Annotated in this window: 12 protein-coding genes; 10 read left to right on the forward strand and 2 right to left on the reverse strand. The window is 60.3% G+C overall.

Annotated features, from left to right (window positions below; genetic code table 11):
* Positions 1 to 34 precede the first annotated feature (34 nt).
* The gene (gene add, locus AC4PR2_RS10290; protein ID WP_330113128.1) at positions 35 to 997 is read left to right on the forward strand and encodes an adenosine deaminase; all 963 of its coding nucleotides are present in this window, start codon (positions 35 to 37) and stop codon (positions 995 to 997) included.
* A 28-nt stretch (positions 998 to 1,025) separates the two neighbouring features.
* Here the strand turns inward: add and AC4PR2_RS10295 are convergent, their stop codons facing one another.
* Positions 1,026 to 2,225, reverse strand: coding sequence for an aminoacetone oxidase family FAD-binding enzyme (locus tag AC4PR2_RS10295; RefSeq protein ID WP_197803714.1), 1,200 nt, complete (start codon positions 2,223 to 2,225; stop codon positions 1,026 to 1,028).
* A gap of 300 nt (positions 2,226 to 2,525) precedes the next feature.
* On the opposite strand from AC4PR2_RS10295, the gene pitA reads away from it, so the two are divergent.
* Complete coding sequence (gene pitA / locus AC4PR2_RS10300; protein WP_033636373.1) at positions 2,526 to 4,028, forward strand: inorganic phosphate transporter PitA; 1,503 nt, start codon at positions 2,526 to 2,528, stop codon at positions 4,026 to 4,028.
* 72 nt (positions 4,029 to 4,100) lie between these two features.
* Here the strand turns inward: pitA and uspB are convergent, their stop codons facing one another.
* Complete coding sequence (gene uspB / locus AC4PR2_RS10305) at positions 4,101 to 4,436, reverse strand: universal stress protein UspB (RefSeq protein WP_016930435.1); 336 nt, start codon at positions 4,434 to 4,436, stop codon at positions 4,101 to 4,103.
* Between the two features lie 421 nt (positions 4,437 to 4,857).
* Here uspB and AC4PR2_RS10310 point away from each other — a divergent pair, with 421 nt between their 5' ends.
* The 8 genes from AC4PR2_RS10310 (at position 4,858) to AC4PR2_RS10345 (ending at position 13,710) form a co-directional block, all read left to right on the forward strand.
* Positions 4,858 to 5,631, forward strand: a complete 774-nt coding sequence (locus AC4PR2_RS10310) for an SDR family oxidoreductase (RefSeq protein WP_492175086.1) — start codon at positions 4,858 to 4,860, stop codon at positions 5,629 to 5,631.
* Positions 5,632 to 5,734: 103 nt separating this feature from the next.
* A complete protein-coding gene (locus AC4PR2_RS10315; protein ID WP_102985380.1) occupies positions 5,735 to 6,643 on the forward strand; it encodes a LysR family transcriptional regulator in 909 nt (302 codons plus the stop codon).
* Positions 6,644 to 6,910: 267 nt separating this feature from the next.
* Positions 6,911 to 7,348 (forward strand): universal stress protein UspA, encoded by a 438-nt coding sequence (uspA, locus tag AC4PR2_RS10320; RefSeq protein WP_004930988.1) that lies wholly within the window; start codon positions 6,911 to 6,913, stop codon positions 7,346 to 7,348.
* 199 nt (positions 7,349 to 7,547) lie between these two features.
* A complete protein-coding gene (gene gdhA / locus AC4PR2_RS10325) occupies positions 7,548 to 8,891 on the forward strand; it encodes an NADP-specific glutamate dehydrogenase (protein WP_060441424.1) in 1,344 nt (447 codons plus the stop codon).
* Between the two features lie 329 nt (positions 8,892 to 9,220).
* Complete coding sequence (locus AC4PR2_RS10330; RefSeq protein ID WP_033636379.1) at positions 9,221 to 10,207, forward strand: autoinducer 2 ABC transporter substrate-binding protein; 987 nt, start codon at positions 9,221 to 9,223, stop codon at positions 10,205 to 10,207.
* Between the two features lie 105 nt (positions 10,208 to 10,312).
* Positions 10,313 to 11,812 (forward strand): sugar ABC transporter ATP-binding protein, encoded by a 1,500-nt coding sequence (locus AC4PR2_RS10335; protein WP_439069692.1) that lies wholly within the window; start codon positions 10,313 to 10,315, stop codon positions 11,810 to 11,812.
* Positions 11,805 to 12,737 (forward strand): ABC transporter permease, encoded by a 933-nt coding sequence (locus AC4PR2_RS10340; protein WP_492175088.1) that lies wholly within the window; start codon positions 11,805 to 11,807, stop codon positions 12,735 to 12,737. Before AC4PR2_RS10335 ends, AC4PR2_RS10340 begins: the two co-directional genes overlap by 8 nt.
* A gap of 19 nt (positions 12,738 to 12,756) precedes the next feature.
* On the forward strand, positions 12,757 to 13,710 hold the full coding sequence (locus tag AC4PR2_RS10345) for an ABC transporter permease (protein WP_060424425.1): 954 nt from the start codon (positions 12,757 to 12,759) through the stop codon (positions 13,708 to 13,710).
* Positions 13,711 to 13,720: the final 10 nt, after the last annotated feature.

The following is a 13,720-nucleotide window of genomic DNA, read 5'->3' on the forward strand; positions in this document are numbered from 1 at the left end:
CCGTATGAAATTCGCTCCAAGAAAATTGAAGAAAGTGGAATTACACGTCCATTTGGATACCTGTTTAAGCTACCACTATGTCAAAAAGATCGACCCGCAAATAACCAGAACGGTCTTTAATCGGCAATTTATCGCGCCGAAACGATGCGCCGATCTCGGAGACTTTTTAAACAAGATCGCACCGCAAATAGACCTCCTGCAGACGCGCCAGGCGATAGCGCTGGCCGTCGATGACTTGTTCGCGCAGCTGGCGGCGGATAACGTCATCTATGCGGAAGTGCGCTTTGCCCCGCTGCTGCATACCCGGATGGGGTTGAGCGGTGAAGCGGTGGTCGAGACGGTGCTCGCCGCGATGCGTGACGCCGCGCAAACTTACGGCGTCGCCGCCGGGCTGATCCTGTGCACGCTGCGGCATTTCGATGCGGCCGCCAGCCTGCAAACCGCCGGGCTCGTGGTTAACTTTCTGGGCCGCGGCGTGGTCGCGCTGGATTTGGCCGCCGACGAAGCGCGTTACCCGCTGGCCAATCACATAGCGGCCTTTCGGGCGGTGCGCGAAGCCGGCGGCAACGTCATCGCCCACGCCGGTGAGGCGAAGGGCGCCGACAGCGTACGGGAAACGCTGGATAGGCTGCAGGTGTCGCGCATCGGCCACGGCGTCAGGAGCATCGAGGATGCTGCGCTTATCGAGCGCCTGGTAGCCACCGGCGTCCTGCTCGAGATCTGCCCCAGCTGCAATCTCGTCTGCAATCTGTTCGACAGCATCGACAGTCACCCGATAGACCGGCTGAAAAGGATGGGAGTGCGGCTGAACGTGAATACCGATGCGCGCACCGTCGCCGATACCACGCTGAACAAAGAGTACCAGCTGTTGCATGACGCCTTCGGCTGGCAGGATGACGATTTTAACCGCAGCAACCGACAGGCGTTGGAAGCGAGTTTTCTCGACGGCGATACTAAAATTAAATTAATGAATCAGCTCAAGGCCGGGCCAATGTGACCCGGTACGTTTCAAGGCTGAGCGGGTTTTAACGCCCCTGCGCCGCCAACGCCTGGGCGCACGCCCAGGCAGAGCTCCAGGCCCACTGGAAGTTGTAGCCGCCCAACCACCCGGTCACGTCCACTACTTCACCGATAAAGTAGAGCCCCGGCGCCTTGTGGGCTTCCATCGTCTTGGAGGAAAGTTCGTTGGTGTCGACGCCGCCGAGCGTTACTTCCGCCGTGCGATAGCCTTCGGTGCCGTTCGGCTGCACGCGCCAGTTCTGCAACAGATCCACCAGCGCCGCCTGCTGCGGCGCATTCAGCTGCTTCAGCGTGGCCTCCGGCAGTTGTCCCAACGTTTGCAAGCATTCCACCAGCCGCTTCGGCAAGTGCAACGCCAGGGTGTTTTTCAGGCTTTGGTTCGGGTGCTGGCGGCGCTGGTCATCCAGGAAGGCCGCCAGATCCAGCTCAGGAAGTAAGTTAACGCTCACATACTCACCCGGCTGCCAGTAGCTGGACAGCTGCAACACCGCCGGGCCGGACAGGCCGCGATGGGTGAACAGGATGCTTTCACGGAAGCTGACGCCGTTCTCGGCGGTGATCACTGCCGGCACCGAGACGCCGGACAGCGTCTGCACATGCTCCAGCAGCGGCTTATGCAGGGTAAAAGGCACCAGCCCCGCGCGCGTCGGCAGCACCTTGAGGCCGAACTGCTCCGCCAGCTTGTAACCGAACGGCGAAGCGCCCAGCCCCGGCATGGATAAACCGCCGCTGGCCACCACAAGTGAGCGAGCACTTACTTTTTCGCCATTCAGCGCCAGCGTGTAGCCATGTTCGGTTTTCTCCACGCCCAGCACTTCGCTGCGCAGGCGCATCGTCACCTGGCCCAGTTCGCACTCTTTGACCAGCAGATCAACCACCTGCTGCGCCGAGTCGTCGCAGAACAGCTGCCCCAGCGTTTTTTCATGGTAGGCGATGCCGTAGCGGTTGATCAGATCGATGAAGTCCCACTGGGTGTAGCGCGCCAACGCCGACTTGCAGAAGTGCGGGTTGTTCGACAGATAGGCCGCCGGCTCGGCGTACATATTGGTGAAGTTGCAGCGCCCGCCGCCGGACATCAGGATCTTGCGGCCCGGTTTTTTGCCGTTGTCGAGCAGCAACACGCGGCAACCGAGTTGCCCCGCCTGCGCGGCGCAAAACATGCCGGCGGCGCCCGCCCCAATCACTACGACATCAAACTGTTCCACCTGAGCCTCACTTATCAAAACCACAATCGCGACAAAAGAGCGCCATATTACGCCGTTTCGCCGCCGGTCACCGCCAAATTCACGGCGGCAGATTGTAAAGCCCCGGCGCCGCCAACGCCATAGTAAGAAAATATTACAGAGGTCAGAGGAGAATAACGCGTTGATATTCCATATTTTTGTTATAGACACGCCCTCATTTCGTCATGTCCAAATCAAAAAAACGTCATATTTTCCTTTTCCCCGGCCCCGGTTGTCACTGATAATGCGCGGCGTTCATGTCCACAAACTGGCGTAACGCTTATGCTGCATTTGTTCGCTGGCCTGGATTTCCATACCGGCCTGATGTTAATTCTCGCATTGTTGTTCGTGTTGTTTTATGAAGCCATCAACGGTTTTCATGATACGGCCAATGCGGTCGCTACAGTTATTTATACCCGCGCCATGCGCTCGCAACTTGCGGTCGTGATGGCAGGTTTGTTCAACTTTCTTGGCGTAATGCTCGGCGGTTTGAGTGTTGCTTACGCCATCGTCCATTTGCTGCCTACCGATCTGTTGTTGAACGTCAGTTCAGCACACGGATTAGCCATGGTCTTCTCCATGCTGTTGGCGGCAATCATCTGGAACCTCGGCACCTGGTATTTCGGTCTGCCGGCCTCCAGTTCCCATACGCTGATAGGCGCAATCATCGGTGTCGGTTTAACCAACGCCCTGATGACCCACACTTCGGTGGTGGATGCGCTTAACGTCCCGAAAATGATTGGTATTTTCCTTTCTCTGCTGTTCTCGCCGCTGGTCGGCATGATGGTGGCGGGAGTGATGGTGTTCGCCTTGCGCCGCTATTGGAGTGGCACCAAGAAACGCCAGCGTATCCACATGACCCCTGCGGAACGTGAAAAGGTCGACGGCAAACGCAAGCCGCCGTTCTGGACCCGTATCGCGCTGATCCTGTCGGCGATTGGCGTCAGCTTCTCGCACGGCGCCAACGACGGCCAGAAAGGCATCGGCCTTATCATGCTGGTGCTGATCGGCGTTGCGCCGGCCGGCTTCGTGGTCAATATGAATGCAACCGGCTATGACATCACCCGTACGCGTGATGCCGTGACCCACCTGCAGCAATATTACCAGCAGCACGGCGACGCGCTGTCGCATGCGGTGTCGCTGACGCCGCTGGTGCCAAGCCCGGATGATGAAGCTGCGCCGAACAAGCCGGCCGAGTTCCACTGCGACAGTTCGCGCGCCATGCCGGCGATCGAGCTGGCTCAGGGCATGCTGACCAACCTGCAAAGCTACGATCAGCTGACGGTTGAGCAGCGCAGCCACCTGCGCCGCCTGCTGATGTGCGTGACCGACACGGCGGATAAAGTCGCCAAGCTGCCGGAAACCTCATCCGCCGACCAGCGCTTCCTGAAGAACCTGCGTCAGGATCTGCTGCAGACCGTCGAGTACGCGCCGATGTGGATCATCGTCGCCGTCGCGCTGGCGCTGTCGCTCGGCACCATGGTGGGCTGGAAACGCGTGGCCACCACCATCGGCGAGAAGATCGGCAAGAAAGGCATGACCTACGCCCAGGGCGTGTCGGCCCAGATGACCGCAGCGCTGTCGATCGGCGTGGCGAGTTATACCGGCATGCCGGTCTCCACCACCCACGTCCTCTCTTCGGCGGTTGCCGGGACGATGATCGTGGACGGCGGCGGCGTGCAGAGCAAAACCGTGAAGAACATCCTGTTGGCCTGGGTACTGACCCTGCCAATCTCGATTCTGCTTTCCGGTGCGCTGTATTGGGTCGCGTTGAAGCTGATCTAAGCGATAAGCATCATGAGAAAGGCGGCCGAAAGGCCGCCTTTTTTTGCCTGCATCAAGGGAAACAGGAAGGCATTAATACCAAATCATCAGCGCTATCAGGCTGATGACCACCAGACCGCACAGGGCCGAGGTCAGCATAAACTGCCCGCGCACCCGCTCGCAGCGGCGAATAAACTCCGGATCGTGGTGCTCGACATAGCGTTGCGCAAAGATATAGCGCACCAGCCTCAGCTGCTTGCTGGGTTGCCCGTGGGCGGTGAAGAAACCGCCGCCGTCGACGTATTGGTACAGCAGCGGGTCACAGCCGCGCAATACCACCAGCAGCGCGCGCAGAGAAGAGTAATACCGCACCATGTTTACCACACACACCACACATAAGGCCCAAAACAGCGCGACGGTACTGATCATGATTGCCCCCTCAAGGCGTTGTTATCCGCGGCCATCCGCCGGGTCCAACCGCCCTACCTCATTACCCGATACTCTGCTGGAGCTTACCGCTCTCATCCCCTTTTTTGCCTGCACGGGCCACGCCCATAACCCACCGCCTCCGGAGACGTTACCGCACCGCACAGAGAGATTTGCACAGCGTGGTTCCACTCAGAGGGGAAATGATGAGGCCCATATCCATCATTGTAGGTTAATGAAACGCAAACTGGCCTGATCAGTGGATAAAATTTACCGCCCCGCGCCGAAACGCCCTCCGCCGGGGCGGGCTAACGGCTGTGATTGGTCGGTTTTTCTGGATAGTCTATCCCGCTCCACGCCGCTGATCTTTCCCCCCACGCTGGCTAGACTCAGGTTTCCGTTACGTTCATCCAAGGAAACTGTTATGGCAAACCATTCAATCAAGGGAAAAACCGTCCTCATCGCCGGCGGCGCCAAAAACCTCGGCGGGCTGATCGCACGCGATTTGGCTGAACAAGGCGCCAAAGCGGTGGTGATCCACTACAACAGCGCCGCTTCCCAAGCCGAAGCGGAAAAAACCGTCGCCGCCATTCAGGCCGCCGGGGCGCAAGGCGTCGCGCTGCAGGCCGATCTCACCACCGCGGGCGCGGTCGAAAAGCTGTTCGCCGATGCGGTCGCCGCCGTCGGCAAGCCGGATATCGCCATCAATACCGTTGGCAAAGTGCTGAAAAAACCGATGGTCGACATCAGCGAAGCCGAGTACGACGAGATGACGGCGGTCAACGCCAAAACCGCGTTCTTCTTCCTGAAAGAGGCGGGCAAGCACCTCAACGACAACGGTAAAATCTGCACGCTGGTCACCTCGCTGCTCGGCGCCTTCACGCCGTTTTACGCCGCTTACGCCGGCACCAAAGCGCCGGTGGAACACTTCACCCGCGCCGCCGCCAAGGAGTTTGGCGAACGCGGTATCTCCGTGACGGCGGTCGGCCCCGGCCCGATGGACACCCCGTTCTTCTACCCGGCGGAGGGCGCGGACGCCGTGGCCTACCACAAGACGGCGGCGGCGCTGTCGCCGTTCAGCAAAACCGGCCTGACCGATATCGAAGACGTGGTGCCGTTCATCCGCCACCTGGTCAGCGACGGCTGGTGGGTACCCGGCCAAACCATCCTGATCAACGGCGGCTACACCACCAAATAAGTTCGACGGGGGCGGAAATGCCCCCGCACCTGCTCGCGCGCAACCGCGCCATGCGGCTACACTCTCTGTCAGAAACGGCGCCAAGGAACAGCAGGTCAACGAGATGGACAGATTCAATCAATACCGCGTATTCGTACAGGTGGCGGAAATGGGCAGCTTTATCCGGGCGGCCCATACGCTGGAGGTGCCGCGCGCCTCGGTGTCCGCCGCCGTGCAACAGCTGGAAACGCAGCTGGGCGTGCGCCTGCTGCACCGCACCACGCGGCAGGTGCGGCTGACCGCCGACGGCGAACAGCTGCTCGAGCGGCTGCGCCCGCTGCTGGCCGAGGTGGAAGACATCGATCAGTCGTTTCAGGCCAGCCAGCGCCAGGCCTCCGGCCGGCTCAGCGTCGACGTGCCGAGCCGCATCGCCCGCCGGCTGATCGCGCCTGCGCTGCCCGGCCTGCTGCGGCGCCATCCCCACCTGCAGCTGGTGCTCGGCTCCGCCGATCGCGCCATCGATCTGGTGCAGGAAGGGGTCGACTGCGCAGTGCGCGTCGGCGATCTGCACGACAGCAGCCTGGTAATGCGCCCGCTCGGCCATATCGCGCTGATCAACTGCGCCAGCCCCGCTTACCTGGGCGAATTCGGCCATCCGCGCCAGCCCGGCGATCTCGTCGAGGGACACTGGAGCATCGGCTACGCCTCGCCCAAAACCGGCCGCGAATCCCCCTGGGAATACCTGGCCGACGACGGCCATACGCAACGGCTCGAACTGCCCAGCCGGGTGGTGGTCAACAACGCCGAAAGCTATATCGCCTGCTGCCGCGCCGGGCTGGGGCTGATGCAGATCCCGCGCTACGACGTGCAACACCTGCTCGACGCCGGTGAACTGCTGGAAGTCCTGCCCGGTTACCGCGCCGCCTCCATGCCGATCGCCCTGATCTACCCCCACCGCCGCCAGCGATCGCGCCGCCTGGCGGTGTTTCATGAGTGGTTTGAAAGCCTGCTGCAGCCGCATCTGGAGCGCTGATTGCACATTTAGCGCTATACTTTGTTTAATAACGCTTATAATTCAAGCGGTCAGACCGTCAGCATCCGCATAATCCATAGGCTTTTGCGCCGCGCGGGTGTACAACGAAAGATATCGGGCGGAGAGATTTTCGATGCGGCGCAGTGTGATCGCCCCAACATATCATTGCGTTATCCGAATGATACTATGGAACCAAAAGCGCCAGGCGGGTAAACGGAACGCCTGCTAACCCTTTTTAATCGGCATGTTTATGGAAGGAGTATTCTTATGGCTTACAAACACATACTGATCGCGGTGGACCTATCCCCGGAAAGCAAGATCCTGGTAGAAAAAGCCGTCTCGATGGCGCGGCCGTACAACGCTAAAGTTTCTCTGATCCACGTCGATGTCAACTATTCCGACCTTTATACCGGCCTTATCGACGTCAATCTCGGCGACATGCAAAAACGCATCTCCGAGGAAACCCATCAGGCGCTGACCGAGCTGTCGCAGAACGCCGGCTACCCGATCACCGAGACCCTGAGCGGCAGCGGCGATCTGGCGCAGGTATTGGTCGATGCCATCAAGAAATACGACATGGACCTGGTGCTGTGCGGCCACCACCAGGACTTCTGGAGCAAGCTGATGTCTTCCGCTCGCCAGCTTATCAATACCGTGCACATCGATATGCTGATCGTGCCGCTGCGCGATGAAGAAGACGAATAAAGTAAGCACTCGCTAACTTAACTGCCCAACGCCCGCGCCCTGCGGGCGTTTTTCATGCCGCCACGCCGATTAATCGCTTGATAATCAACCGCCCTCCGATGATATAGTCGCTAAAGACACAACATCCTCCCCCGGGCATCGCCTATACCCATATCTATAAGAAATAGCGGGGGAAATTTAATGCGAAAAGGAGTTATCCATGGAATATGCCGTATCGGTAGAGTCTTTCCTGTCCTCGTTACAACGCCATAACCCCCACCAGCCGGAATATTTGCAGGCGGTGCGCGAAGTATTCACCTCGCTGTGGCCGTTTATCGAACGCAACCCGCACTATCGCGAACAGGCGCTGTTGGAGCGCCTGGTGGAGCCCGAGCGCGTCATTCAGTTCCGCGTCAGCTGGGTGGACGATCGCGGCCAGGTGCAGGTCAACCGCGCCTTCCGCGTACAATTCAACTCGGCTATCGGTCCCTACAAGGGCGGCATGCGCTTCCACCCGTCGGTGAACCTGTCGATCCTGAAGTTCCTCGGTTTTGAGCAGACCTTCAAGAACGCGTTGACCACCCTGCCGATGGGCGGCGGCAAAGGCGGCTCCGATTTCGATCCGAAGGGCAAAAGCCAGGGCGAGATCATGCGCTTCTGCCAGGCGTTGATGACCGAGCTATATCGCCATCTGGGCCCGGACACCGACGTGCCGGCCGGCGATATCGGCGTCGGCGGCCGCGAAGTCGGCTTTATGGCCGGCATGATGAAAAAACTGTCCAACAATACCGCCTGCGTATTTACCGGCAAGGGCCTCTCCTTCGGCGGCAGCCTGATCCGCCCCGAGGCGACCGGCTATGGCCTGGTTTACTTCACCGACGCCATGCTGCAGCGCCACGGCCTGGGCTTTGAGGGCATGCGGGTGGCGGTGTCCGGCTCCGGCAACGTGGCGCAGTACACCATCGAGAAAGCGCTGGAGCTGGACGCGCGCGTGATCACCGTGTCGGATTCCGGCGGCACCCTGGTGGACGAAGACGGCTTCACCACTGAGAAGCTGGCGCACCTGGCGGAGATCAAAAACCAACGCTACGGCCGGGTGGCGGACTACGCCCGCGAACGCGGCCTGACGTATCTGGCGGGCCAGCAGCCGTGGAACGTGCCGGTGGATATCGCCCTGCCGTGCGCCACCCAGAACGAACTGGATCTCGAGGCGGCGCAAACGCTGATCCGCAACGGAGTGAAGGCGGTCGCGGAAGGTGCCAACATGCCGACCACCATCCAGGCCACCGACGCCTTCCTCGACGCCGGCGTGCTGTTCGCGCCTGGCAAGGCGGCCAACGCCGGCGGCGTCGCCACCTCGGGACTGGAGATGGCGCAAAACGCCGCGCGCATCGGCTGGCGGGCAGAGAAAGTGGATGTACGTTTACAACATATCATGGCCGATATTCACCACGCCTGCGTGGAATACGGCGGCGAAGGCAAGCAAACCCACTACGTGCACGGCGCGAATATCGCCGGTTTCGTCAAGGTCGCGGACGCCATGCTGGCGCAGGGCGTGCTGTAATCCGCCTTAAAGGTGATCTTGTTCACACATCGATTAAATGCTTCAATGCCGGCCTCTGCGCCGGCATTTTTTTATGCTTTCCCTCCATCCAAATGATGCCAATACGTTAAATAAAAGTTAATAAAAGGTTTTTTATTGCTTATTAATCGGTAGTAAATTTACCACTACCAAATAATTAAACATTTATTTAACACTAAATACGCCATTATTTTACTTAAATGTGCGCAGATCACATTTCATTAACTTCAGCTACGCCCCCTCTTCCATTCCTTTGTAATCTGCAGCGGTGGAAAAACCGCCACCCCTACAGATAAAAAAAGGTACAGCTAATGAAATTTAACCTCGCATTATTAAATGCATGTGTGGTTTCTGCGTGCATGTTATCGACAACACCTGTGTTCGCCGCTGATAAGTATGAGATTGCCGTGGTCGCTAAAGTGACCGGCATTCCGTGGTTCAACCGCATGGAAGTGGGCGTCAACGAAGCGGCGAAAAAACTCGACGTCAACGCCTACCAGACCGGCCCTTCTACGCCGGATCCGGCCGCGCAGGTCAAGGTGATTGAGGATCTGATCGCCAAGAACGTCAACGCCATCATCGTGGTGCCGAACGACGCCAAGGTGCTGGAGCCGGTGCTGAAAAAAGCGCGCGACAAAGGCATCGTGGTGCTGACCCATGAATCCCCGGACCAGCAGATCGGCCAGTGGGACATCGAGACCATCGACAGCGAGAAATACGCGCAGGCCAACGTCGATGAGCTGGCGAAAGACATGGGCGGCAAAGGCGGCTATGCGATCTACGTCGGCTCGCTGACCGTGCCGCTGCACAACGCCTGGGCCGACTCCGCCATCAAATACCAGAAAGAAAAATACCCGGACATGTTTGAAGTCACCTCGCGCCTGCCGGTGGCGGAAAGCATCGACAAATCCTACGCCACCACGCTGGATCTGATGAAAACCTATCCGCAGATGAAGGGCATCATCGGCTTCGGCTCGCTCGGCCCGATCGGCGCCGGCCAGGCGGTGGCCAAGAAACGCGCCAAGGACAAAATCGCGGTGGTGGGCATCGCCATGCCGGCGCAGGCCGCCCCTTACCTGATGCGCGGCGACATCAAGAAAGCGCTGCTGTGGGATCCGAAAGACGCCGGCTATGCGCTGGTGACGGTGGCCGACCAGCTGCTGCAGGGCAAGGAAGTGAATAAAGACCTGTCGATCGAGGGCCTCGGCAAGGCTGACGTCGATATGGAACACAAAGTGATTCGGTTTAATAAGATTTTGGAAGTCACCAAAGACAACGCCCAATCGCTCGGATTCTGATTTTTCGCGTAATTTCGCCACACCGGGAAAGTAGTTAAATCCTCGTAGGGGCGCAGCGTTGCTGCGCCCAGGGCTTCGGCCGCTACGCAAGCACAGGTTAACGTTATGACAGCCTCCCCCGCATTTATCACCCTGGAGAATATCAGCAAGCGATTCCCAGGCGTGCTGGCATTAGACCAGATCAACCTGACGCTGAATAAAGGCGAAGTGCACTGCCTGGCCGGGCAAAACGGCTGCGGCAAAAGCACCATCATTAAAATCATCTCCGGCGTTTATCAGCCGGAAAAAGGCGCCAACATTTCGCTGGAAGGCAAACTCTTCCACGCCCTGACGCCGCAGCTGTCCGGTTATTACGGCATACAGGTGATCTACCAGGACCTGTCGCTGTTCCCCAACCTGACGGTGGCGGAGAACATCGCCATTCACCGTTACCTGCCCGGCGGCCGCTTCTGGGTGCGCAAGCGGGTGATGCGCCAGACGGCGCTCGACGCCATGGCGCGGGTCGGCGTACACATCGATCCCGATAAAAAAGTGGAAAAACTGTCGATCGCCGATCGGCAACTGGTGGCGATTTGCCGCGCCATCGCCGCCGAGGCGCGGTTGGTTATCATGGACGAACCGACCGCCTCGCTGACCCGCCAGGAGGTCGACGGCCTGCTGCGGGTGGTCAACGAGCTGAAGGCGGCCGGCATCTGCGTGGTATTCGTCAGCCACAGATTGGATGAAGTAATGGAAGTCGCCGATCGTATCAGCGTGATGCGCGACGGCAAGCTGGTGGGCACCTGGCCGGCCAGCGAACTGGACAGCCATGAACTGGCGTTCCTGATGACCGGCCAACGCTTCCACTACAGCCCGCTGCCGCCGCTGCCGCCGGCCGAACAGGCGCCGCTGCTCGAGGTGCGCAACCTCAGCCGCGGCGAGAAATACCGCAACGTCAATCTGGCGCTACGCGGCGGCGAGATCGTCTCGATCGTCGGCCTGCTCGGCGCCGGCCGCACCGAACTGTGCCTCAGCCTGTTCGGCATGACGCGGCCGGACAGCGGCGAGATCCGCATCGAGGGCCAGGCGGTGCAGCTGCACAACAACCGCGAAGCGGTGCGCCACGGCATCGGCTATGTGTCGGAGGATCGCCTGACGCAGGGGTTGATCATGGAACAATCGATCTACGATAACACCATCGTCACCGTCTTCGATCGGCTGCATACCTCGCTCGGGCTGTTGGATCACGCCAAGGCGACCGAGCTGGTCAACCGGCTGATCCGCGATCTGAACATCAAGGTGTCCGACAGCGCGTTGCCGGTGAAAACCCTGTCCGGCGGCAACGCCCAGCGCATCGCCATCGCCAAATGGGTGGCGACCCAGCCGAAGATCCTGATCCTCGACTCGCCCACCGTCGGCGTGGACATCGCCAACAAAGAGGGGATCTACCAGATCGCCCGCGATCTGGCGCAGCTGGGCATGGCGGTGCTGATGATCTGCGACGAGATCCCGGAAGCCTATTACAACAGCCATCGGGTGATGGTGATGCGCAAGGGCGAACTGATCGCCGAATTCGCGCCGCACCAGAGTACCGAGCAACAGATCGCCGAGGTGGTGAATGGATAAGTCATTATTGGCCCGCCTGGCCGGGCGGCACGAGTTTTATCTCGGCCTGTTGGTGCTGCTGCTGGCGATCGGCCTGAGCGCCGGCACCGACGAATTCCTGACGCTCGGCATCCTGGCCTGCGGGCTGTTCGTGGTGCTGATCGCCGGCGGCATCGACATTTCGTTCCCGGCGGTCACCGCCATCGCCCAGTATGTGATGGCCAGCTGGGTGATCCAGCACGGCGGCAGCTTTCCGCTGGCGTTCGCCCTGGCGATTGGCGTCGGCCTGCTGCTCGGGCTGGTGAACGGTTTCCTGGTGTACTGGCTGAAAGTGCCGGCGATCATCATCACCATCGCCACCCTTAACCTGTTCTACGGCCTGCTGGTGTACGCCACTAACGGCACCTGGCTGTACGGCTTCCCGGACTGGTTCATGAACGGCATCAACTGGTTCTCGTTCCAGGGCGCCGACGGCTACGACTACGGCCTGACGCTGCCGCTGCTGTGCCTGCTGGCGACCATCGTCGTCACCGGTGTGCTGATGAACCGCACCCGGCTGGGGCGCCAGATCTACGCCATGGGCGGCAACCGCGACGCGGCGTCGCGCCTGGGGTTGAACCTGCTGCGGCTGCATTTTTGCGTCTACGGCTACATGGGCATTCTGGCCGGCGTCGCGGCGGTGGTGCAGGCGCAGATCACCCAGTCGGTGGCCCCTAACTCGCTGCTCGGCTTCGAGCTGACAGTATTGGCGGCGGTGGTGCTGGGCGGCACCAGCATGAGCGGCGGCCGCGGCTCGTTGACCGGCACCCTGCTCGGCGTGGTGCTGCTGGCCTTCCTGCAAAACGGGCTGACGCTGCTCAGCGTCTCGGCCTATTGGCACCAGGTGTTCAGCAGCGCGATCATTTTGATCAGCATCAGCACCACCGCCTGGAACGAAAAACGCTAGCTGCTCAAGGAGATCTGACATGACGCAGTTAACTCGATTGATCCCAAGCGATCGGATCATTCGCCTGCAGGGCGCGATCATCATCGCGGTGGCGCTGCTCTTCGCCGGGCTGCTCGGATCGCGCTTCTTCAGCCTCGGTAACTTCCAGTCGATCGCCTCGCAGCTGCCGATCCTCGGCCTGCTGGCGCTCGGCATGGGCATCACCATGCTGACCGGCGGCATCAACCTGTCGATCATCGCCGGCGCCAACGCCTGTTCGCTGGTGATGGCGGCGATCATCGTCAGCCATCCCGACCAGCCGCTGTTCCTGGCGCTGGCGCTGCTGGCCGGCCTGCTGGTGGCGGTGGCGATCGGCGCGCTGAACGGCGCGCTGGTGGCCTGGATCGGCGTCTCGCCAATCCTCGCCTCGCTCGGCACCATGACGCTGATCACCGGCCTGAATATCCTGCTGTCCAACGGCGCGGTGATCTCCGGCTTCCCGGCGGCGATTCAATTTCTCGGCAACGGCGCCGTGCTCGGCGTGCCGGTGGCGCTGATCCTGTTCCTGCTGGTGGCGGCCGGGCTGTGGCTGCTGCTGGAGCACACCACGCTGGGCCGCAGCCTGTACCTGATCGGCTCTAACGAACAGGCCACCCGCTTCAGCGGCGTGAACACCGCACGGGTGCAGATCGCGGTGTATATCCTGTCGGCGCTGCTCGGCTGGGGCGCCGCTCTGCTGATGATGGCCAAGTTCAACTCGGCCAAGGCCGGCTACGGCGAATCTTATCTGCTGGTGACCATTCTGGCCTCGGTGCTGGGCGGCATTAACCCAGACGGCGGTTTCGGCCGTATTCTGGGGCTGGTGCTGGCGCTGATCGTGCTGCAAATGTTGGAAAGCGGCCTCAATCTGCTGGGGGTCAGCAGCTACCTGACCATGGCCCTGTGGGGCGGCGTGCTGATCCTGTTTATCGCGTTACAGAATCGAAAAGCCTGAGGAGAAAATA

Source organism: Serratia sp. A07 (genome assembly GCF_058725505.1).